General features: G+C 58.2%; 19 protein-coding genes, 2 other RNA genes and 1 pseudogene. 11 read left to right on the top strand and 11 right to left on the bottom strand.

Going from position 1 to position 20244, the window contains the following annotated elements:
• Positions 1–15: 15 nt before the first annotated feature.
• Positions 16–2796 (top strand): 7TM-DISM domain-containing protein, encoded by a 2781-nt coding sequence (locus tag V7756_RS06255; RefSeq protein WP_335609281.1) that lies wholly within the window; start codon positions 16–18, stop codon positions 2794–2796.
• On the opposite strand, the gene V7756_RS06250 is transcribed toward V7756_RS06255, so the two are convergent.
• The gene (locus tag V7756_RS06250) at positions 2774–3532 is read right to left on the bottom strand and encodes a sulfite exporter TauE/SafE family protein (RefSeq protein ID WP_335609280.1); all 759 of its coding nucleotides are present in this window, start codon (positions 3530–3532) and stop codon (positions 2774–2776) included. The two genes, V7756_RS06255 and V7756_RS06250, sit on opposite strands and share 23 nt — an antisense overlap.
• A 71-nt stretch (positions 3533–3603) precedes the next feature.
• Here V7756_RS06250 and V7756_RS06245 point away from each other — a divergent pair, with 71 nt between their 5' ends.
• From V7756_RS06245 to V7756_RS06235, 3 genes are all read left to right on the top strand, one after another.
• On the top strand, positions 3604–3852 hold the full coding sequence (locus V7756_RS06245; RefSeq protein WP_335609279.1) for a YheU family protein: 249 nt from the start codon (positions 3604–3606) through the stop codon (positions 3850–3852).
• A 107-nt stretch (positions 3853–3959) separates the two neighbouring features.
• Positions 3960–5135, top strand: a complete 1176-nt coding sequence (locus V7756_RS06240; protein ID WP_335609278.1) for a Na/Pi symporter — start codon at positions 3960–3962, stop codon at positions 5133–5135.
• Positions 5136–5153: 18 nt separating this feature from the next.
• Entirely contained in the window at positions 5154–5378 is a 225-nt protein-coding gene (locus V7756_RS06235; RefSeq protein WP_335609277.1) for a hypothetical protein, read from the top strand.
• 14 nt (positions 5379–5392) lie between these two features.
• Here the strand turns inward: V7756_RS06235 and V7756_RS06230 are convergent, their stop codons facing one another.
• Positions 5393–6133, bottom strand: a complete 741-nt coding sequence (locus V7756_RS06230; RefSeq protein WP_335609276.1) for a substrate-binding periplasmic protein — start codon at positions 6131–6133, stop codon at positions 5393–5395.
• A gap of 130 nt (positions 6134–6263) precedes the next feature.
• Between V7756_RS06230 and V7756_RS06225 the strand changes: the two genes are divergently transcribed.
• Together V7756_RS06225 and V7756_RS06220 are read left to right on the top strand one after the other, a co-directional pair.
• A complete protein-coding gene (locus V7756_RS06225; RefSeq protein WP_335609275.1) occupies positions 6264–6623 on the top strand; it encodes a hypothetical protein in 360 nt (119 codons plus the stop codon).
• Positions 6624–6710: 87 nt separating this feature from the next.
• A complete protein-coding gene (locus tag V7756_RS06220; RefSeq protein WP_335609274.1) occupies positions 6711–7580 on the top strand; it encodes a pirin family protein in 870 nt (289 codons plus the stop codon).
• 27 nt (positions 7581–7607) lie between these two features.
• Here the strand turns inward: V7756_RS06220 and recR are convergent, their stop codons facing one another.
• The 4 genes from recR to ffs (V7756_RS06200) form a co-directional block, all read right to left on the bottom strand.
• Positions 7608–8207 (bottom strand): recombination mediator RecR, encoded by a 600-nt coding sequence (gene recR, locus V7756_RS06215; protein ID WP_335609273.1) that lies wholly within the window; start codon positions 8205–8207, stop codon positions 7608–7610.
• A gap of 22 nt (positions 8208–8229) precedes the next feature.
• Positions 8230–8556, bottom strand: a complete 327-nt coding sequence (locus V7756_RS06210) for a YbaB/EbfC family nucleoid-associated protein (RefSeq protein WP_335609272.1) — start codon at positions 8554–8556, stop codon at positions 8230–8232.
• An 18-nt stretch (positions 8557–8574) separates the two neighbouring features.
• A complete protein-coding gene (gene dnaX / locus V7756_RS06205; RefSeq protein WP_335609271.1) occupies positions 8575–10614 on the bottom strand; it encodes a DNA polymerase III subunit gamma/tau in 2040 nt (679 codons plus the stop codon).
• 182 nt (positions 10615–10796) lie between these two features.
• Positions 10797–10885, bottom strand: an RNA gene (gene ffs / locus V7756_RS06200) — signal recognition particle sRNA small type.
• A gap of 253 nt (positions 10886–11138) precedes the next feature.
• Between ffs (V7756_RS06200) and V7756_RS06195 the strand changes: the two genes are divergently transcribed.
• The 3 genes from V7756_RS06195 to V7756_RS06185 all read left to right on the top strand — a co-directional run bounded on the left by V7756_RS06195 (position 11139) and on the right by V7756_RS06185 (position 14173).
• Positions 11139–11891, top strand: coding sequence for a hypothetical protein (locus V7756_RS06195; protein ID WP_335609270.1), 753 nt, complete (start codon positions 11139–11141; stop codon positions 11889–11891).
• Positions 11892–12268: 377 nt separating this feature from the next.
• Positions 12269–12865, top strand: a complete 597-nt coding sequence (locus V7756_RS06190) for a recombinase family protein (protein ID WP_335609269.1) — start codon at positions 12269–12271, stop codon at positions 12863–12865.
• A gap of 264 nt (positions 12866–13129) precedes the next feature.
• A complete protein-coding gene (locus tag V7756_RS06185; RefSeq protein ID WP_335609268.1) occupies positions 13130–14173 on the top strand; it encodes a BRO family protein in 1044 nt (347 codons plus the stop codon).
• A 246-nt stretch (positions 14174–14419) separates the two neighbouring features.
• Here V7756_RS06185 and V7756_RS06180 read toward each other — a convergent pair whose 3' ends face one another.
• Positions 14420–14674 (bottom strand): hypothetical protein, encoded by a 255-nt coding sequence (locus tag V7756_RS06180; protein ID WP_335609267.1) that lies wholly within the window; start codon positions 14672–14674, stop codon positions 14420–14422.
• 365 nt (positions 14675–15039) lie between these two features.
• Between V7756_RS06180 and V7756_RS06175 the strand changes: the two genes are divergently transcribed.
• The gene (locus V7756_RS06175; protein WP_335609266.1) at positions 15040–15330 is read left to right on the top strand and encodes a hypothetical protein; all 291 of its coding nucleotides are present in this window, start codon (positions 15040–15042) and stop codon (positions 15328–15330) included.
• A 1036-nt stretch (positions 15331–16366) separates the two neighbouring features.
• Complete coding sequence (gene rnhA, locus V7756_RS06170) at positions 16367–16855, top strand: ribonuclease HI (RefSeq protein WP_335609265.1); 489 nt, start codon at positions 16367–16369, stop codon at positions 16853–16855.
• A 114-nt stretch (positions 16856–16969) separates the two neighbouring features.
• On the opposite strand, the gene V7756_RS06165 is transcribed toward rnhA, so the two are convergent.
• The 4 genes and pseudogenes from V7756_RS06165 to V7756_RS06150 all read right to left on the bottom strand — a co-directional run bounded on the left by V7756_RS06165 (position 16970) and on the right by V7756_RS06150 (position 20225).
• A complete protein-coding gene (locus V7756_RS06165) occupies positions 16970–17938 on the bottom strand; it encodes a site-specific integrase (protein ID WP_335609321.1) in 969 nt (322 codons plus the stop codon).
• Positions 17939–18166: 228 nt separating this feature from the next.
• Positions 18167–18346 (bottom strand): annotated as a pseudogene (locus V7756_RS06160) (DUF6538 domain-containing protein); the annotation flags it as partial.
• 78 nt (positions 18347–18424) lie between these two features.
• An RNA gene (ffs, locus tag V7756_RS06155) (signal recognition particle sRNA small type) lies at positions 18425–18521 on the bottom strand.
• Between the two features lie 75 nt (positions 18522–18596).
• Positions 18597–20225, bottom strand: coding sequence for a methyl-accepting chemotaxis protein (locus V7756_RS06150; RefSeq protein ID WP_335609264.1), 1629 nt, complete (start codon positions 20223–20225; stop codon positions 18597–18599).
• Positions 20226–20244: the final 19 nt, after the last annotated feature.

Below are 20244 nucleotides of genomic sequence, written 5' to 3'. Positions count from 1 at the left end.
CGGGTAAGAATATCGATGCGCGAGTGCCGCCTACTTCTGCTGCTCTGCCTGCTGCTCTGGCATACCGCCGCGCTATCTGCCAACACACCCCAGCAACTCCAGGCAGCAGCCGCTCTGCCAGGCGCCGTTACCCTTGATGAGCGCACGCCACGCGTCAACCTGGCTAGTCATCTGCAGGTATTTGAAGACCCGGACGCCAGCCTGACCCTGGAGCAAGTCCTCGCCCAGGGTGCGCCTGAATACTGGCAGGCGCCAGACGGACGGCACGTCAACCAGGGTAAGAACGCATCGGTCTGGTGGCTGCGCTTCATCCTGCACAACCCGGAAACACAGCAGTTGGATGTGGTACTTGAGGCCAACTACAACCTGCTTGATCATCTGGATCTGTATCAGCTTGGCGCGCAGCAGGTACGACACCAGCAAAGCGGTGATCATCTGGACGCCGCGCAGCGCCCCGTCGCGGTGCGCAACCACTGGCTTCCGGTAAGGCTGGAGCCCGGCGACAATATCTTCTATTTGCGCGTGCAAACCAGCAGCACCCTGTTTGTGCCGCTGTATGCCTCCACCTGGCCAGCCAGTGCTGCTGCCCAGGAGAACAGCAGCCTGGCCGCGGGACTCTTCTACGGCATCATGCTGGGGCTGTTTGCCTACAACCTTTTCCTGTTGGTGTCGCTGCGCGAGATAACCTACCTCTGGTACCTGGTGTACGCCTTCAACATGATGCTGTTCATGCTCGCCTTTGACGGTGTGCTGTGGAAGTGGCTATCACCCGGCATCACCATGCAGTCGCTGGCGGTCTATACCCTGATGTTTCTGCACTGCGCCGTGGCGACCCAGTTCAGCCGTCACTTTCTGCATACCGCCGCGCATTTCCCCCGTCTTGATTACCTGCTGCGCATCAAGATTCTGATGGTGCTGTTCAGCATGCTGGCGCTGCCGCTGATCAGCCACGACCTCTACAATCGGGCGGCCAGTCTATTTGTGCTCATCAGCTCAGCCATTTTGCTGTTCAGCGGCCTGCGCGTCTGGCGCGCGGGCTTTCGCTACGGCTCCTATTACACTTGTGCCTGGGTCCTGCTGTTGTGTTCGCTAATGTTGTCGACCGCCGGCTCGCTGGGCTACGAGATCCTGGGCTATACCTATGGCGCAGGCTGGGTAAAACTGGGCATCTGCGTTGAAATGTTCATTCTTTCGCTGGGCCTGGCGGACCGTATCAACGCCCTGCAGGAAGCCCGCTACGAGGCCGATGAGCAAGCCCGCCAGGCACGTCTGGAATCGCGTGCCCAGGGGCGCTTCCTGGCCCGCATGAGTCACGAGATTCGTACTCCGCTCAATGGCGTGCTGGGCATGTTGCAACTGCTGGGCGACACCCGCCTGGACAGCACTCAGCGGTATTATCTGGAGACTATCAGCAAATCCGGCAATACCCTGATCACCGTGATCAATGACATCCTCGATTTCGCCCGCTTGGAATCCGGCCGGGTTGAGCTTGAGACCATCCCCTTCGATCCGGACGAGCTGCTTGCCGACACCGCCAGCCTGTTCACCGCTCAGGCCCTGGAAAAAAACCTCAACCTGTATTGCAGCGTCGCACCTGAGCTGCCCCCACAGTTGCTCGGCGATCCTACCCGCCTCAAACAGGTACTGCTGAATCTGCTCGGCAACGCCTTCAAATTTACCGAGCGCGGCTACGTGGCCCTGGATATCAGCGGGCAGCCCGACAAACATCGTCCTGGCGCCTGGCAACTGACGTTCAGCGTTACCGACACGGGTATCGGTATCGCTGCGCACGCACGCGAGAACCTGTTCCGCTCCTTCACCCAGGCTGACAGCAGCACCACTCGCCGCTACGGCGGCAGTGGGCTGGGGTTGACCATCAGCCAGCAACTGATCGGCTTGATGGGTGGCCAGATCAGCGTGGTCAGCGAGCCCGACGAGGGCGCCTGCTTCAGTTTCTCGCTGCAGTTGCCAGCGCCTCAACAGTCCGAAAGCCAAACAGATTTCGCCCCCTTGCCGGTGCTGCTGGTAGCTGAACAGCCACGGGCACTGTTGACCTACCAGCGGCAACTGGAACGCCTGGGTCACGCCGTAAGCCGTCATGCAACGGGCTCCGACTGGCAAGCCTCATTTGCCGATTACGCCTTACTGGTGATTGCCGCACAGCAACTGCCAACCGAAAAACTGGATGCGCTGTTGCTCCAGGCGCAGCAAGAGCACACTCCGGTTCTGTTGCTAACCGGGCAGCAAGCTTTCGGCATAAGCTCGCAGCCAGGCGTGCTGGTGCACAGCACCCCGTTGCTGCCGGGCCAACTGCGCAAGTTGGTGCAGCAGCTGCAAGCGCAGACCCAATCTCAACTGCTGCAGCGAAACGGAACCAGCCAGCCTCACAAAGTCCAGCAGGCCAGCGGACATCTGCTGGTAGCCGAGGACAACAGCGTCAACCAACTGGTAGTGCGTACGCTGCTGGAGAAAATGGGTTTCAGCATAGAAATGGCGACCAATGGTGCCGAAGCGCTGGCAGCCTACCGTGAGGATCCTGCTCGCTATGACCTGATTCTGATGGATTGCGAAATGCCGATCATGGACGGATTTGAGGCAACCCGGCGCATTCGCGCGCATGAGCAGCGCGATCACCTTGTGCGTACGCCCATAGTGGCGCTAACTGCGCATATTCTCGATAGCCACAGACTCGAAGGCATGGCCGCCGGGATGGATGACTACCTGGCCAAACCCGTGCAGCGCGACACCCTGTTCCATAGCCTGGATCGGCTGATCAGGCTGAAACAAACCCCTTGATGCCCTCATAGAACAACTTGCCGCCGGTGAAAAACAGAAAGATGTAGCACAGACGGTAGATCAGTTGCTCATTGCTGCGCTGCAACATCCAGAACCCCAACCTCACACCGATCGGGGCCAAGGGCAATAACACCAGTGAGGTCAGCAGGTTCTCGCTGGAAAACTGTCCCAGATAGACATAGGCCGGGACCTTGACCCAGTTGACCACGGTAAAGAACACCGCGATGGTACCCATCAGCAGAGTCTTTTCCAGGCGCTGCGGCAGCATATAGACATTGATCGGCGGCCCGCCGGCATGAATTCCGAAACTGGTAAAACCCGAGATCATACCCCAGAAGCTGCCCCGTATGCGGCTGGCCGGGCGCGGTTCCGCAACGCCACGACGCAGCAGCATATTCAAGGTGAAAGCCAGCGCAATACCGCCAATCAGCAGTTTGATATGAGCATCGTTGAGATAGCGAAAGGTGAGCGCCCCCAGCACGATGCCCACCAGGGCGGCGGGCAGAATAATGCGCAGATTGGTCCTGTCCCAGCGCCCGCGAAAGGTACGCAGCGCCACCAGATCCATGGCACAGAGAATCGGCAGTAGTATCGCGGCAGCCTGCTGCGGCGCCACCACCATGGCCATCAGGGGAACGGAGAGAATCGCAATGTTGCCGCCAAAACCACCCTTGGCGATGCCGTAAAGCAGGACGGCAGGGATGGCGCAGAGGTAGAATAACGGGTCAGTAATCATTACAGGCCGGACAGGTTGTTGCGGGCCTGCGAGTGTAGCATTGCTCACCCCGTCATCCGAGAAGTAGACCCATGCTGATACCCTACGAACTGCTTGAAGCCGATACTCTTCAGCGCCTGCTGGAAGATTTTGTCACCCGCGACGGTACCGATAACGGCTTCGACGCCGATCTGGCCGAGCGTGTTGCCCAGGTGCGCAGACTGCTTGAGCGCAAGGAACTGCTGATTGTCTTTCACCCCGATACCGGCGACGCCAGCCTCAGCCACCGGCGTGACGTACCGCCACAGATGCTGCGCGACTTCCTTGCCGAGCAATACTGATAGCGGTTAACCGCCGTCATCGGATGTTCACTGCGCCGTCATCGCACCGCCATATCCGTCGTGGAGAGTCAGGGTACCAACCCTTCACTCACACAGGATCGCCAGGGATGAGCAGCCACGCCCAATCTGTTCCGCAGGAACCGCTTTCTCAAGAACCCACGCAACCGGTCAGCCGCCAATGGTTAGCCTGGTTGACCGTCGTGGTGCTGGTTTACCTGCTGCTGGCCGCGGTGGGCTCCATTGGAGGCGGTTTCAAGGCCGCAGCCGGCGCTAACGCCAAGGACCTCTTTGCCTTCGCCACCAACCCCTTTGTCGGGTTGATGATTGGCTTGGTGGCCACCGCCCTGATCCAGAGCTCCAGCACAGTGACCTCGATCATTGTCGGCCTGGTTGCCGGTGGTCTGCCGGTGCAGATCGCCATTCCCCTGATCATGGGCGCCAATATCGGCACTTCACTGACCAGCACCATCGTCAGCCTGGGGCACGTGCGCAATGGCGAAGAGTTCCACCGCGCCTTTTCCGCTGCGACCGTACACGACGCCTTCAACATTCTGGCGGTACTCCTGCTGTTGCCAATCGAGCTGCTGTTCCATCCGCTGCAGATCAGCTCCGAAGTGATCGCCGGGCTACTGGTCAGCGACGCCAGCCTGGACATGGGCAGTGTCAACATCATGAAGACCATACTCACCCCGGCTACCGATCTGCTGAAATTCCTGGTCTCCTGGTTGCCCGGGTCCGTCTGGCAAGGGGTCGCACTGATCCTGATTGGGGTGGGCATGATCCTCTTTGTGGTGTCGGCTATCGGACGAGTACTGCGCAAAGTCATGGTCGGACGCGCCAAGGACATCATGCACGCCAGCGTCGGTCGCGGCCCGCTGTCAGGCATGGCCAGCGGCACCATCATCACCGTGCTGGTGCAATCCTCCTCGACTACCACCTCATTGATCGTGCCACTGGCCGGCACCGGCGTGTTCTCGATGCGCCAGGTCTATCCGTTCACCCTGGGCAGCAACATAGGTACCTGCGTAACCGCCCTGCTGGCTGCCACGGCAATCGTTGGCGACAACGCCGTATTGGCCTTGCAGATTGCCTTGGTGCATCTGTTTTTCAACGTGCTGGGTATAGTGCTGATTTACGGTCTGCCCTCTCTGCGTCAGGTACCGCCACGCATCGCCGAATGGTTGGCAAGCCTGGCGCAACGCAACAAGCTCTATGTCGCCGGCTACATTGGCGGGGTCTTCTTTGCGCTGCCATTGGCGCTGATCGGCGCCAGCCAACTTTAATTGCAAGGAGCAAACGCCATGAACCAGTACAGTCGGCAGGAAACCGAAGAACGCATCAAGGAACTGCGCGAATCACTCAACCAACTGGAAAGCCAACTGGCCACACACCGCCAGGATGACGCCAGCCAGCACGACCTGATCGAACACCTTGATGAGTTTATCGATGCAGTGGATCACAAGGTGTTGAGCCTGAAAACCTTCTGGATCAGCCTCAAGAAAGACTGGCAAAAAAGCCGCAACTGAAAGCAAAGCGTGCGTCAGGGTGAGCTGTAGCGCGCCATGATGCGCGCATACTCGCCACTCTCTCGAAGCGCTGCCAGACCCTGATTGAAACGATCACGGGGCGCCGGCTTACTGAACCCCACGCTGTAGGGCGTGGGCGCAAACAACCGGTGGCGGGTGATCGGCAGTGTGATATCCACCTGATCGGCCACCACCGGCTGAAATGCCGCAAAAATACGTTCATCCGCTACCACCACTTGCACCCGCCCCGAATACAGCAGCAGATTGCGAGTGACCTGTCGGGCCTCCTCGCGGTAGCGCGGGTTGCGGCTGACCATAGCGCCAAACTCGTTCCCCAGCAGATGGCTGGCGCGCTGAAAGGCGCTGACTGAATAGGACGAAAGATCGGCGATACTGTTGAGCTCAATGTTATCGCGGGCCAGGGTAATGGCTACGTTCTGATAGCTGAGATAGCTGTCCGAGTAATAGGCCTTGACCGCGCTGGCGGGGCTGGTCGCTGCTATGGCATCCAGTTCGCCGCGCTGGAGCATCAGGTGCAAGCGCTCCAAGGGAGCGTAATAGGGGCGCATCTCGTCGCCAGCTTCACGCAGCGCCGCAGCCACTATCTCGAACTCCAGACCGCGCGCCTCGAATTCGTAAACGTAAGGCGGCTTGTTGATACCAAACCCCAGCGTCAAGGTTTGCCCCTGCGCCTGCGACAAGTGCGCGCAGCCAGCCAGCAGCGTACCCATGGCCATCGACTTCCAGCCCTTCATTCACGGCCTCCCTTTGTCTGACTACAGTGTCAGACAGTTTGCCCGGCAAAACAACGTCACTCGCGCTCACTTGGAGCTTCGCCCGTATGCGGCTAACATGAAGTCATGGATACCCACACACGAGGTAATGATGAAACATTATTCAGCACTGCTGCTTGCTGGCCTGTTCTGCCTGGCTGCCACCCCTCTCTCAGCGGCTACCGCCACTGAAAAGGAAATCTGCACCCCCGAGGTCGCCATCGACAAAGCTGGAGTAGTAGCCCAGTTGATCTACGACATGACCAAGAACAACCCCGGCAAGGCAGAAGAACTGCGAGAGCGGATGAACCAGATGCAGGAAGAGAATCCGGTAGATAGCAGCTTTGATGCCTGCCAGGCCTACCAGCGCCTGATTGATGCGCTTGGCGATGATGCGCAAAGCACAGGTGGCAGTGCTGGCGAATCCGCGCCCCAGGCAGCACAGCCCGGAGCGACGGAGAACGAGCAGTAAATCTGATCTTTATAAGGCAATTATTGCGTTATTAAATCGAAGTTGTCGTGCCTACAATGACGCATTGTCCTGTTGCGGAGATGCGTCATGACCCATCCTGTTAAGCGCGATTTGCTTGAAGTCCTGGTTGGCCAGCCGGCCTCGGACGGTGACGGGGTCAAATTGACCCGCGTCTTCGGTGGCCGCGACGCCGCTCGCTTCGACCCCTTTCTGATGCTCGACGAATTCGGCTCCGCCAGCGCTGAAGATTATGTCGGCGGCTTCCCGTCCCACCCGCATCGCGGTTTTGAAACCGTTACCTATATGCTCGAAGGACGCATGCTGCACGAAGACCACCTGGGCAACCGCGGCCTGTTGGAATCCGGAGGTGTGCAGTGGATGACGGCCGGGCGCGGCATTATTCATTCGGAGATGCCCCAGCAGGACCACGGCATGATGCGCGGCTTTCAGCTATGGCTGAACCTGCCTGCGGCAGAAAAGATGCAGCCGGCCAGTTATCAGGATCTGCCGGCCAGCGCTTTCGTGGAACATTCCCTGAACGGCGGCGGACAGCTGAAACTGATCGCAGGCTCTCTGGAACTGGCCGGTAGCAGCTTAACCGGTGCCGTTACTGGCAAGAGCACCGACCCGCTGTATATCGACCTGCAACTGCAGCCGAACGAAGCCCTGCAACTGCCTGTGCCATCGACACATATATTGCTGAACTATGTCTATGAAGGGGACGTTCGCGTGCAAGGCGAACTCCGCCAGGCGACGATAAAGGCCGGCCAACTGGGACGCTTTGATCAGGGTGCACTGCTGGAGCTGCGCGCAGGCCGGGCAGGAGCGCGACTACTGGTGCTGGCCGGCAAGCCCATTGGCGAGCCCATAGCCCAATACGGCCCCTTTGTCATGAATAGCGAGGCGGAAATACACCAGGCCATCCAGGACTTTCAGCAGGGCACGCTGGCGAGTTGAACTGCGCCGGGAGTCGCGTGCAGCGCCTCAAAGCACCGGCGTACGGCCAGCCAGCGCATGCGCCAGAGTACCGCCGTCGATATACTCCAGCTCGCCGCCCAGGGGCACGCCATGGGCGATACGCGACACCTTGATGCCGCGAGGGCGCAGCAGGCTGGCCACGTAATGCGCCGTGGCCTCCCCTTCTACCGTCGGGTTGGTCGCCAGAATCACCTCGGCTACCTCGCTGCCCTCCAGGCAATCGAGCAAGGCCGGAATACCGATCTCATCCGGGCCCATGCCGTCAATCGGCGAAAGATGCCCCTTGAGTACAAAATACCGGCCATGGTAGCCACCGGCCTGCTCTACCGCCCAAACATCTGCCGGGCTCTGCAGGATACACAGCAGGCTGGCATCGCGACGCGGGTCGGTACAGATTGCGCAGAGTTCGGTCTCGCTGAGAGTGCGGCAGCGACGGCAGTAGCCGACACCGGCAATTGCCTGATCCAGTGCTTTCGACAAATGTGCAGCGGCGGCGCGGTCACGTTCCAGCAAATGCAATGCCATACGCTGCGCGGTCTTGGGGCCAACGCCCGGCAAGCCGCGCAGCGCCTCGATCATCTGCCTGATCAGCGGACTGAAACTCATCTGTGTCTTGCCCCGTGGTCGCTCAGAACGGCATCTTGAAGCCGTCGGGCAAATTCATGCCTGCGGTCATACCCGACATCTTTTCCTTGCTCTCTTTTTCCAGTTTGCGCACAGCATCGTTAAAGGCTGCGGCAATCAGATCTTCGAGCACTTCCTTCTCTTCCTGCATCAGGCTGTCATCAATGCTGACCCGGCGCACATCGTGACGCCCCGTCATCACCACCGACACCAGCCCTGCACCTGACTGACCAGTTACCTCTGCATTGGCCAGTTCTTCCTGCATCTTGGCCATTTTTTCCTGCATCTGCTGGGCCTGCTTCATCAGGCCTGCCATGCCACCTTTCATCATGATTCTATCCTCTGGTAATTAAGCGGCGGGCGCATCGACCGGACGGATGCTGCCCTCACATATTTCGGCAGCAAATTCGCTGCACAGACGTTGGACCATGGGGTCGGCCTGAATGCTCGCCTCGGCGGCCTTTTGCCTGGCTGCCTTGTGCCGCGCTGCGGCCACCGCAGGGGTTTCCTGTTGCGGCGCCTGCACCTCTACTTCCAGCCGCACCTCATCGCCATGACGGGCAATGATCGCCTGCTGCAGTCGCTGCCGATGATTCTCGTTGTACAACGCGCTATGGCCCGGATCAAGGTGCAGCTTCCAGACGCCTGCCTCGCGAGCAACCAGCTCACAGTGCGCGGCAATGCTCTGGGTCAGACCAGAAAGCCCCAGCTGCTCAAACAGTTGAAGCCATTCGGCAGCGAGCCCGGTAGCAGGCGGCAAGTCACTGATCTCATCCGGCTCAGCCAGCTCTGTATCGCTTGCAGTCTCCTGCGGCGTCTCGGTCCAGTCTCCCAGATATTGATTGACGTCCAGCGGCTCCTCGTCATCCTCGCGATCCGGCGCGTCATCCAGTGGTGGCGCTTCCAGCCACTCTGGCGGTGGCTCGTGGCGCGGCGGCTTGACCGGGGTTTTCGGATTGAGCGGCTGGGCGCTGGACGCTGCGCTGGGTGTGTTGGTCGGTGCCGCTAGCTGCTCAGCCGGCGCCGCTGCAACCGCAGCATCTGCCGTATCATCAAGCACCGCTGGGGCAGGAGCCTCGCCTGTGGGCTCGGCGTTTGCCGCTGGCTGCACCGCCGGAGCTGCCGGAGCTGCCGCTACAGAGGCTGGCGCCGCGTCCGGCTGATCCGAACTCGGCGGCCTGGCGCTTGCGGACTCAACCTTGGCCGGGTTGAGTCCTGCCGGCTTTTCCGGCTCGGGAACGGGGCCGGCAGCGGGTGCAGAGGGCTGACTCAAGGGTACGGCCCCCAAAGGCACCTCGCCAAAAGTGCCGGGACGGAAGGCCAGCATGCGCAGCAGCGCCATCTCGAAACCACCGCGCGGCTCGGGCGCCAGCGGAAGATCGCGCCGCCCATGCAAACCCAACTGATAAAACAGCTGGACATCCTCGGCGCTGATGCGCCCGGCCAATTCCAGCAGGCGCGCCTGGTCGCCCAGACTGTTGTCTGCGGCTTCCGGCACCACTTGGGCAATGGCCAGGCGCTGCAGCGTTGAAATCAGTTCTGCGAGCACGCCGGCGAAATCTACGCCCTGTTCCGCCAGATCCGCTACCGCCTGCATCAGCGCGCGCGCATCATGGGCGATCAGGGCCTCCAGCAGGCCAAATACCTGACCATGGTCTATGGTGCCCAGCATGCTGCGCACCTCGCTCACCTGGAGCGCGCCATTGCCAAAGGCTATTGCCTGATCGGTCAGGCTCAGGGCGTCACGCATGGAGCCATCAGCGGCGCGACCAAGCAACCAGAGCGATTCGTCGTCATAGCTGATGGCTTCTTCACCCAGCACATGGCGCAGGTGTTCGACCACCTTTTCCGGCGGCATGTTCTTCAGTGAAAACTGCAGGCAGCGCGACAGGATGGTGACCGGCAATTTCTGCGGGTCGGTGGTGGCCAACAGGAACTTGACGTGTTCAGGCGGCTCTTCCAGGGTTTTCAGCAGGGCATTGAAACTGTGGCTGGAGAGCATGTGCACTTCGTCGATCAGATAGACCTTGAAGCGCCCGCGCGACGGCGCGTACTGCACGTTATCCAGCAACTCACGGGTATCTTCTACCTTGGTGCGGCTGGCGGCGTCCACTTCGATCAGATCAACGAAACGGCCTTCATCAATTTCCCGGCAGGCAGAACAGACGCCGCAGGGTTCGGAACTGACGCCCTGCTCGCAGTTCAGGCATTTGGCCAGAATACGCGCAATAGTGGTCTTTCCCACCCCACGGGTGCCGGTAAACAGATAGGCGTGGTGCAGACGATTGTTATCCAGCGCGTTGATCAACGCCTGCAGCACATGCGTCTGTCCAACCATTTCACGAAACAGACGGGGGCGCCATTTACGAGCCAGTACCTGATAACTCATCGGGATTTCTGCAGTCCAGTGTGGTCATTGTGCAAGCCGGTACTGTACCCAATGCAGTCGTACATTGCGAGACACCACCGCGTTCAATCCTCGGATGCCAGGCAGCAAAAAACCGCCTGATCGGCAAACTCATGGATTGAAGGAAAGGGGGGAAAATAGACAGGAAATAATGGGTGGCAACCCTACCAGCCACACCCCGGCACACGATATGACCGCTGCGGCTGCTCCCTTCCGGGCCTGACCGGGTTCACGGCGAATGCCCTGTAGCCCTCTGTTTCAGAGGCTTCCGCCGTTTCAGACAGGAAAGAATCAGTTATCAGAACACTGCCCTGAGATTACCAGCAGATAGGCGTCTGTACCACCTTATGTACCACCTAAACCTCCTTGCAGCGAAGTGACTTTCATCTGAAAACCGCTCCACTTCTCTCGTATGCGTGCAAAAGGCACCAGGTTCTATCAATGTATACTGGACTGCTTAGGCTTCACCGCCCGCCTAGCAACCTCAATGAGAAAGGGACTTTCCAATGGGTAGAATTATTTTCGGAGTCAGAATATTCGCAAAGGAGAAGTATCGAGAAGATTTCTTGGACGGGCAGCTGTACATGAACCCTCTTGGGTTCTTCAGGAAGTACGAAGAAACCGAGTCAGGGAATGTTGGTGACCCGAACGAAGCCGATATCCTCGTTATCCAACCCGGCCAAAATACGGTGACCTTAAACATTCAGTGGCCAAACGGGGAGAAAGCTGAACATACAATTCCTGCAGAAGACTTTGCAGCAGCCACAACTGTTCAGCTAGAACGAGACAATGCATTAAATGTCTTGTGCCTCTATGCAGTGAATGACCGGGACTTGAAGAGTGACAGTGAGGAGGACTTTGAAAGATTCGTGAACGACCAGCTTTTAGCGGAAGCTACATACGACCTTGGGCGCTACGCGGTGATTATCGTCCAGTCCCAAGAGTTCCAAACCCGATTGCTGGATGCCATAAGGCAGACGGGTGACTCGGCTCAATGTGGGATGGTTACATATTACGACCCAAACACTTTCCACGGGAGAATCCCTGACGAGCTGGCAGCATTCCATAAGCGGGATACATATGTACATCAACGCGAGTACAGGTTGGTTTGGGACCGGGATGTTGACACCCCAGAGCCAGCAACACTAGCCGTACCCTCATTGCGAGACCTGTGCCTCACATGCAACGTCGAGGACGTCAACGACAACCTCAAAGACCTCTTGCACCAGTTGAGAGACCAAGGCGTGTTCACAAAGTGAAATATTTCTGATCAGAAAAATCTGAGCGTCCATATAATATAAAGCCTTCAAGCTCACTACCCCCGTGCCGGGTGGGTCTCCCTTCACATTCCCGCCACCCGCCCGCAGAACCATGCACAGCAACAAGGCCCATCCGTCCAGCTCCAGCCAGAGAGGAAGCGTCAGCACTTAGCCTGTTGCTTGGTCATACCTCAGCAACCACAGCAGCACCCTCTCCAACCTAGCTCAAAGAGTACACATCCTGAGCCAAGCAACCTGCTGTCCTGAGCCAACCAAAGCATGCGGTCTAGAGATAGCTCAAATCTGTTGCAATATACTGAGCCATCACCTACAATCCTGAGCCTATGCACTGTGCCAAGCACAAGGAAGCTTTCAGGATGACTACCACTGCCACTACCTCCACCACCATTGCCTATACCCGCGTCAGCACAGATGGCCAGTCCATCGAAGCACAACGTCACGCCATAGCTGAGCGTTACCACGTATCCAAGTGGTTCTCTGATGCAGCCACCAGCGGCGCTACCAAGGCCATGGAGCGGTCAGGCTTCCAAGCCCTGTTCCAGTATGCAAGGGAGGGAGACACCGTCATCGTTGCTGCTGTGGACAGACTGGGGCGCAACACCATCGATGTCCTGGAGACTGTCGAGGCACTGAGGAGCAAGGGCATAGCGGTAGTGTCGATGCGCGAAGGGTTCGACCTTAACAGCCCGATAGGCAAGGCCATGCTGACCATGTTGGCTGCGGTCGCTGAGCTGGAGCGTAGCAACATCAAGGCAAGGCAGATGGCAGGTATCCAGAGAGCTAAGGCGCAGGGCAAGAAGCTAGGAGCGCCTAAGGTTATCGACGATGCACAGGTCGCAGCATGGAGGCAAGAGAACAGCGCCAGCATTGCTGACACGGCAGAGCACTGGAACATATCGATAGCGGCGGTGAAGCGGGCCTGTGCAAAGCAGAAGGCAGCAGCTGAGCTGTGAGGTACTGTTCCTCAGAGCCATTACCAGAGGCTGGACGCTGACCAACTGTCGATAGTTACCGTCCGAGTGTTAGTGCTCGAAACACTAGGTCAAAGCAAAGTGCTTCGGAACACCTTAGGATGGATTATCCAGCCTAAGATGGTGGCCGAACCCGTGACTACAATCTTCCGAGAGGTCTGGCCTCTGGTAAAGAGCGGAGCATCCTTGGAATCTCAATGATGCTTCAAGCAATGTCGAGAACGGGAGCAAGAAGATTGCTACCCCATGACCAGCACCAACATCATCACCCACACCTTCAACACCTTCCCGGTTCGCGTAGTGCAAATGGACGGCCAGCCTTGGTTCGTCGCCCAGGACGTCTTAAAAGCGCTGGGGCTGACCACCTATACAAGCGCCCACTACAAAAAACTTGCTTCAAATGAGCTGGCTAACATCAGTCGGATTACTTTAGGTCTCAACCCCGGCAAGCCGATGGTTGTGGTCTCCGAGTCCGGTCTCTACAAGCTCATCATGCGCTCGGACAAACCCCAAGCCCACGCCTTCCAGAACTGGGTCACCCGAGATGTTCTCCCGGCTATCCGAAAGGACGGTGCCTACGTTATGGGCGAAGAGAAAGTAGCCGCTGGTGAGAGAATCCCCATGACCAGCAACAACAACACCACCCTGCACAACCACAACGCTTTCTACAACGAAGTCGTCTGCGCTGAAGCCCTCACCATGAGCAGCCGTGAGATTGCTGAGCTGCTTGATGTGCGTCATGACAATGTGAAGCGCACAGTCATGCGCCTGATTTCTAAGGATGCTATTGGTGTCCCTCCGTTGGAGGAATACCTCGACACTCTAGGCCGCACAGCTTTTGAGTACCAGATCGGCAAGCGCGACAGCTACGTCATCGTTGCTCAACTATCACCAGAGTTCACCGCCAAGCTGGTCGACCGCTGGCAGGAGCTGGAACAGCAGGTAGCCGCCCCGGCATTACCCACCAGTTTCGCTGAAGCTCTGCGTCTGGCTGCAGCCTTGGAAGAGCAGAAGGAAACTCTCCGTCTGGAGAACGAAGCCATGAAGCCGGACGTGCAAGAACACTTACTCAGTACTCTGCTGGGGCGAGTCGCTCCGCCAACTTCCAGCCGACACCGGGAATCTGCTCAAAGAGCGCTGGTAGAAAAAACCAGAGGAACAAGCAAAGCAGTACACCTACGCCCCACCCAAGCCAGTTTCTGTCTGAGAAGCGTGCGGTATAAAACCCAGCGAAGCCCGACAGAGACGGCACACCTAACACTACGACCAGCCATAGGATGCCAGCAATGAAGTACTCAAAAAACTCACCAACCCAATGGGAGGTACCCCAAGCTTGCCAGACTGCATCCGCCACGGTCCCAAGCAGTACCAACCCGCCGATTATTTTTAATGCATCTTTCTCGGTCTGTTTCATTGCCGCCTCTTCCTTTGAGATGGTAGCAATCTAACATGTGCATTGTTTTGGCTGTCTACCTTCTCCCACACAACAGCTAACTAGATGCGCCCAAGCGTTGCACTCAGGCGCGCCTATCATCATCAGTGAGCCACGAACTCAATCAGCCCAAGGTCGCACAGGGTACGTTCTGGCGTGATATTGGGGCCTTGGTATGGGATAGCCCACCAGCAGCCGTAACCGTCGTTTATCACCGTCTGTCCTTCCATCTGCTCCAGAGCTTCGGCCAGCGGCTTGGATATACACCACCATTCGGCAGTCCCTACGCTGTCCCCCACTTCAGGCATCAGGGCTGCAATGACTTCTGACTGTTCAACGTATACGTGCGGGCTTTGCATGGCTGTCTTCCTTGTTTATGTGGGTGTTGCTTGAGAGGCGACAGAATGCCCGCTTAACAGCCCTCTGGACAGCTTCAACTTGTAAGTAATTGCAACAGACATTCTCTTTTTAATCAACAACTTAGATACACTTCCGGGATAATCCTGAGAGCTGAAGGTAATCCCGGTAGCGTATCTATTCACGCCTTGCATTACCCCCCTTCCTAGCTGAAGCGCACCCAATCGCCGCCAGCATCCGGCAACGAGACCCACAGCGACTAACCCCAGCACAGCAACAGTAGGCGCTTAGCAGCTATGCCCTGTGTTGTTTGAATTGCCACCCTTCCTAGCTGAATACCCAGCACCCACACCAAGGAATCCTACCCATGAAAGAACGCTATAACCTGCCCCCTGAGCTTGTCCGCTTCCACATCCACATCCGCCGTGACCACGTCACTCAGTTGGTTTCAATAGCTGATGAGCTAGCCAAGCTGAAAGGCCGTGACACACGTCTAGGAGAGGCGTTAGAGCTGGCTTTGATGTCTGCCCTAAAGCAAGGCACCGAGCAGCTTCTAGAGCACGCCGAGAGCGACAACGATGCATCCTACTGGCTGGCGCTGAGCCGCGTGGTCCGCAGTGAAGGTAAAGCTATCATCCCTGCCCGCCTTAGCCGCTGAGAGGGACGCATGGAACAACTACCAAGCACAGTCACCGCCACCATCACCCCTCGGCCCATCCACATGATTACGGATGGTCCCGACACCTACCTTGTCGATGTTGAGTCAGGGGAGATACTGAATCAGCAGCAGCCTTTGCAGCCTGTCCGCAAGCGTGACCTGCGCCGTTGCAATGATGTTGGTGTAACTACCCCATGGCCTGCTCTGGCGAAGGACGCTGAGGAGCTGACAGCAGCCCTTGAGCCATTCGATTGGTGGCAGGACAAGCTGCACGTAGACACTCGCAAGGTGTTGGGCCTGCTGGACGCTGGGCTTAACGACAGAGCCGTTAGAACCTTCCATCAACTAGCCAAGGGACTGGCAGGGCGTAACGTCTGGTTCGGTTCAATCGAGGAGCTGCGGTCAAGCCTTCAGACGTCCAAGCGGGCACTGGCGCGAGCCTTATCCGATCTGGAGAAGTTCGGATTGATTGCCCGGAAGCACCAAGGCAGGCATTGGCCACTGCGTATAACGCTGCATCCTTGGTATGCATGGCGGGGCGACTTAACGCTCCGAGAGCCTACCCTCCAAGCATGGACTTTTAGGAGTGCCAAATCTGGCGGTCAACATTCGCTACAGCCCACTGACCACGGGACCGAGTAAAGCCCCTATATCTATATAAGAGAGAGACCTGGAGCAACCACCAGCGCCAGCCTAAGGATTACCCAAGGCTCCTGCTATCGCTGCTGTTGTTGTGGTCATGGAAGAAGAGAAGCCATAGCCACCACACTCAGCGCACAGCCAAGCAATCGCTAGGCGTGGAGGTGGTAGTAATCCCATCAGGGTTATGACCCCCAAGACTCCATCTCCAGCAGATGCCGTGCACCCGCTAAGCAGCCATGCTCTGTGGTCTCCTCCTTTGTGGTCACATCTTCCGTCTCCACTCTCAAAGCTACCGCCTCAGCAACCTGACACCAGCACCGGAGGTCTGCCCAAGACTCACGTCAGGCAATCGAGGCAATCAACCCAACATACCTACCTACAAGGAACAATAGCCATGGCAACTATCATGGTCTACACGGACGGCGCATGTCCCAACAACGGCGAAGCCTCAGCCCAAGGCGGCTATGGAGCGCTGCTCATCAACGCCCAAGGCAAGCGTCTTGAGATTGCCGGGCCTCTCTCTGGCCGTAACCAGACCAACAACAGAGCAGAGTTGACCGCAGCAATCCAAGGCTTGGCAGCACTGAAGCAACCCTCCACCGTCATCCTCACCACCGACAGCCAGTATGTCCGCAAGGGCTGCAATGAATGGCTGGCCAAGTGGAAGAGCAACGGGTGGAAGACAGCCAGCAGAAAGCCTGTGGCGAACGATGACCTATGGCGAGAGCTTGACGCCCTGCTGACCACTCACATCGTTGAGGTCCGATGGGTGAAGGGCCATAGCGGCCAGCCTGAGAACGAGCGGGCTGATGCCTTGGCTACCATAGGCGCAACAGGTCAGAGCATCAGGCGTTACGTCAGGACCAAGCCAGCGATTGCCTGAGCGCCAGCCGGGTTAGGCCAGCGCCAGCAGGGTATGCAACAACGGACAGGGGACGTCCAAAGCAGCGGGAGCGTATAGCACAGCTCCCCTGTCGTTTTACCTTGGCAGTTGCTGTTACAGACTCTCTACCACAATGGCCTCCACCACCGGCAGCAGCACCTCAGGGCGATAGTCTTTGCCGTAGCGACTGAAGGTAATGCCCTGCGACTGATGCCCCAGCAATCCAGCCACCAGCGCTTCAGAGACGTCTTGTTGTTTGAGGTGGTCAGCCACGGTATGACGGAAGCTGTGGAAGTCCTTCTTCTGGTCCTGCCCTTTGAAGCCTAAGCGCTCACGAAGCTTAGCGAACCACTTGGAAGGCGCATGCCCATAACCGTGCATTGCATGCTTGGTCAGCTCAGGGAACAGCCGTTCATGACCTGCGGCCCGTTGCTTCTGGACGTACTCAAGGAAGCCCAACGCCTTAAGCCTTGAGTGAATCGGCAGCAGCCGCTCAGATGCTACCGTCTTCAACCGCTGGTCCGGGCGCTGGTCTCTGATGTGGAGACAGTCCAAGTCATTAACCACAGCCACGTCATCGAGATATAGCTGACACAACTCATTCAACCGCGCACCGGTATACAGCCCCAGCAATGGTAGCCAGTACTTGTGCGGCCTATCATCATCAGCTGAAGCATAAGCGGGAGACTTGAACAGCTTGGAAAGGTCAGCAGCACTGAACACAGCACGTTCTTGGCTCGCTTTCTTCCGTGTGGCTGTCTTCATGCCAACGAAAGGATTGATATCGCAGTAGCCCACCTTCACAGCAAAGCTAAACAATGCAGCCAGCATCTTCACGTAGTTGTTGAGCGTGGTCAGGGTGATGACCTTCTCGGCCCCTCCCTTGCTGACTGGATACCGCTGAGGCTTGCCGTTAATCCGTGGTGGCAGCTTGGCAGCTTTGACCTTGAACGCCTGTGCGTCAGCTCGTGTTATGCAGTCGATGGGCAGGTCACCCACCGTCCCCACGAAGAGGCGGACCACTGCGGCCTTGTCTCCCAATGTCTTGGCGGATACGCCTTGCGCCTGCTGCTGTAACGTCATCTCTGAAAGCACCTGAGAGACCTTTGGAGCCTTACTCTTTGCGGGCGAGTGCGTTGCTTTGGCTGCCCTTCTACCTGGACTCTGAGCGGACTTAGAGCCAGTCACAGCAGAGGGTAATTGCTGCCTCAACCACACCGCCCAGCTGTGGGGGTCTTCACCGGCTCCACTCCAAGAACCTTTCAGCAATTCTAGGCAGGGTCGCTTACCGTCGAGAGCTTCCATGAACAGCAGTTGAGCCTTGAGCAGTATCTCACGGCAGCGCAGGACGGCTTCACGGCGACAGCGTGTATTCAATGACCGGCGCAGCTCCCGTCTACGAACCAACGGACGCAGAGATTCAGGCACAGCGATACGACAATAGAAGATAGAGTGACGGGATAGTTGCAGGTATGACGGAACAGCTTCCATGTACCACCTCTTGTATCACCTGCACAAGAAACGGCTAGAAGACTATATAAATCAGAGGCTTACAGAATTGGGTGGCAACCCTACCAGCCACACCCCGGCACACGATATGACCGCTGCGGCTGCTCCCTTCCGGGCCTGACCGGGTTCACGGCTGATCATTGCGAGGGGACCGGCAGGGTCACCATAGCGGCCTGAGCTGATGTCAGGCCGCGCTATTGTAACGGCTTGCCCGCAAGTTACAACCCGAATATCAGGTTTTGAAGCGGCCAACCTGTTGCTGCAGCGAAGAAGCCAGTCGCGCCAGGGCATTGCTGGCATCGCGGCTCTCCTGCGACGACTGTGCGGCCTGGTTTGACAGGTCGCGAATGCCGCTGATATTGCGTGCAATGTCTTCGGTGGTCTGGCTCTGCTCTTCGCAGGCGGCGGCAATCTGCGCCGCCATGTCATTGATGCGCATGACCGAGGCCGAGGTTTCTGCCAGGGAGCTCTCGGTGGTGGTCGCCTTCTCGACGCTCTGCGCTGCCAGTTCGGCGCCACGCTGCATAACGGAAACCGCCTGCCCGGCACCGGCCTGCAGCTTCTGGATCATCTGCTGGATATCGCGCGTGGAATCCTGGGTGCGCGCAGCCAGGGCGCGCACCTCATCGGCGACCACGGCAAAGCCCCTGCCCTGCTCACCGGCGCGGGCCGCCTCGATGGCGGCGTTAAGCGCCAGCAAATTGGTCTGCTCGGCAATCCCCTGAATCACGCTGAGCACGCCGCCGATCTTGTCGGTGTCCTGCTCCAGATTGTCGATCACCCCGGCAGCCTCTTCCACATCGGCCGCCAGGCGGCGCAGGTCGCTCATGGTGTGACCCACAATAGCCGATGCCTCGTGCCCTTGCTTGTCGGCGGTACTGGCGGCGTCGGCAGTGCTGTGCGCGTTATCGGCTACCTCGTGAATGGCCGCGCTCATCTCGGTGGCGGCCGTACTGACCTGATCGATCGCCATGTACTGCTCGTTCACCAGTCGCTCCTGACTGGTAGCGATGGCGCTCATTTCCTCAGAGGCGGAGGCGACCTGCAGAGTGGATTCGGCTACCTGCCGGATCAGAGCCTGCAGCTGTTCGAGAAAATCATTGACCGCCCGACTGAGCATGCCCAGCTCATCGCTGGAGTGCACCGCCACGCGCTTGGTCAGATCACCTTCACCGTCGGCAATATCGCGAATGCGTTGCAACAGGTCGCGCAGCGGGGTGACAATCAAACCGGGGAAAAACGCAATCATCAGCAGGCAGACCAGGGCCCCGATCACCAGCACGACACTCACTCTCAGATGACTGGCGTTCGCCTCGGCCGCGGCCTCAACGCTCTCCTGCTCGGCCTCGGCGCTGACCAGACCAGTCATCTGATCAATCAGATTGCGTGCCTGGCTGAACTCCTGAAAGCCACGACCGTAGCTGGTCTCGTTGCCCTGTGCGGCGTTACCCGCGGCGGCCAGGCGCACATTGTCCATCGATGTGCGCTGCCATATATCGAACGCGCGGGCAAAGTCAGCTGCCAGCGCCTTGCCCTGCGCTGAGGAGGTCATCGAACCGTATTTGGCTATACGCTCGCGCGCCTGCTGCATGTTGGCGGTGTGCTCGTCACCCACATCGGCAGCCGAGACGCCTGCCAGGAGCGCGCGTTCAGCCTGCAGGGCCTGGTACATGTCACGGTCTGCCTCGAGGATGAGTGAACTTTGCGGCAGCAGTTCCTGCGAGACTCTCGCCAGGCGACCTTCAACGTTGTTGACGGCCCAATAGGCGGAAAATCCCAGAACACCAAACAGCAGGGCTAGCACCAGCAGGGGCAGGGTCAGCTTCCAACGGAAGCTCAAATTGCGAAATAGGCTGATCATTGTCTGCACTCTTTTAATT

This window comes from Halopseudomonas sp. (genome assembly GCF_036961105.1).
In the GTDB taxonomy this organism is placed as follows: Bacteria; Pseudomonadota; Gammaproteobacteria; order Pseudomonadales; family Pseudomonadaceae; genus Halopseudomonas.
The sequence above is the reverse complement of the archived record's forward strand: the minus strand, read 5'-3'. Positions and strand labels throughout refer to the sequence as shown.

What these genes read in the sequence shown, in the direction of transcription:
- V7756_RS06150 (WP_335609264.1), bottom strand. Translation starts at nt 20,225, where the DNA reads ATGATCAGCCTATTTCGCAATTTGAGCTTCCGTTGGAAGCTGACCCTG.
- V7756_RS06245 (WP_335609279.1), top strand. Translation starts at nt 3,604, where the DNA reads ATGCTGATACCCTACGAACTGCTTGAAGCCGATACTCTTCAGCGCCTG.
- recR (WP_335609273.1), bottom strand. Translation starts at nt 8,207, where the DNA reads ATGAGTTTCAGTCCGCTGATCAGGCAGATGATCGAGGCGCTGCGCGGC.
- V7756_RS06235 (WP_335609277.1), top strand. Translation starts at nt 5,154, where the DNA reads ATGAACCAGTACAGTCGGCAGGAAACCGAAGAACGCATCAAGGAACTG.
- dnaX (WP_335609271.1), bottom strand. Translation starts at nt 10,614, where the DNA reads ATGAGTTATCAGGTACTGGCTCGTAAATGGCGCCCCCGTCTGTTTCGT.
- V7756_RS06190 (WP_335609269.1), top strand. Translation starts at nt 12,269, where the DNA reads ATGACTACCACTGCCACTACCTCCACCACCATTGCCTATACCCGCGTC.
- V7756_RS06250 (WP_335609280.1), bottom strand. Translation starts at nt 3,532, where the DNA reads ATGATTACTGACCCGTTATTCTACCTCTGCGCCATCCCTGCCGTCCTG.
- V7756_RS06240 (WP_335609278.1), top strand. Translation starts at nt 3,960, where the DNA reads ATGAGCAGCCACGCCCAATCTGTTCCGCAGGAACCGCTTTCTCAAGAA.
- V7756_RS06220 (WP_335609274.1), top strand. Translation starts at nt 6,711, where the DNA reads ATGACCCATCCTGTTAAGCGCGATTTGCTTGAAGTCCTGGTTGGCCAG.
- V7756_RS06175 (WP_335609266.1), top strand. Translation starts at nt 15,040, where the DNA reads ATGAAAGAACGCTATAACCTGCCCCCTGAGCTTGTCCGCTTCCACATC.
- V7756_RS06210 (WP_335609272.1), bottom strand. Translation starts at nt 8,556, where the DNA reads ATGATGAAAGGTGGCATGGCAGGCCTGATGAAGCAGGCCCAGCAGATG.
- rnhA (WP_335609265.1), top strand. Translation starts at nt 16,367, where the DNA reads ATGGCAACTATCATGGTCTACACGGACGGCGCATGTCCCAACAACGGC.
- V7756_RS06185 (WP_335609268.1), top strand. Translation starts at nt 13,130, where the DNA reads ATGACCAGCACCAACATCATCACCCACACCTTCAACACCTTCCCGGTT.
- V7756_RS06230 (WP_335609276.1), bottom strand. Translation starts at nt 6,133, where the DNA reads ATGAAGGGCTGGAAGTCGATGGCCATGGGTACGCTGCTGGCTGGCTGC.
- V7756_RS06195 (WP_335609270.1), top strand. Translation starts at nt 11,139, where the DNA reads ATGGGTAGAATTATTTTCGGAGTCAGAATATTCGCAAAGGAGAAGTAT.
- V7756_RS06225 (WP_335609275.1), top strand. Translation starts at nt 6,264, where the DNA reads ATGAAACATTATTCAGCACTGCTGCTTGCTGGCCTGTTCTGCCTGGCT.
- V7756_RS06165 (WP_335609321.1), bottom strand. Translation starts at nt 17,938, where the DNA reads ATGACGTTACAGCAGCAGGCGCAAGGCGTATCCGCCAAGACATTGGGA.
- V7756_RS06255 (WP_335609281.1), top strand. Translation starts at nt 16, where the DNA reads ATGCGCGAGTGCCGCCTACTTCTGCTGCTCTGCCTGCTGCTCTGGCAT.
- V7756_RS06180 (WP_335609267.1), bottom strand. Translation starts at nt 14,674, where the DNA reads ATGCAAAGCCCGCACGTATACGTTGAACAGTCAGAAGTCATTGCAGCC.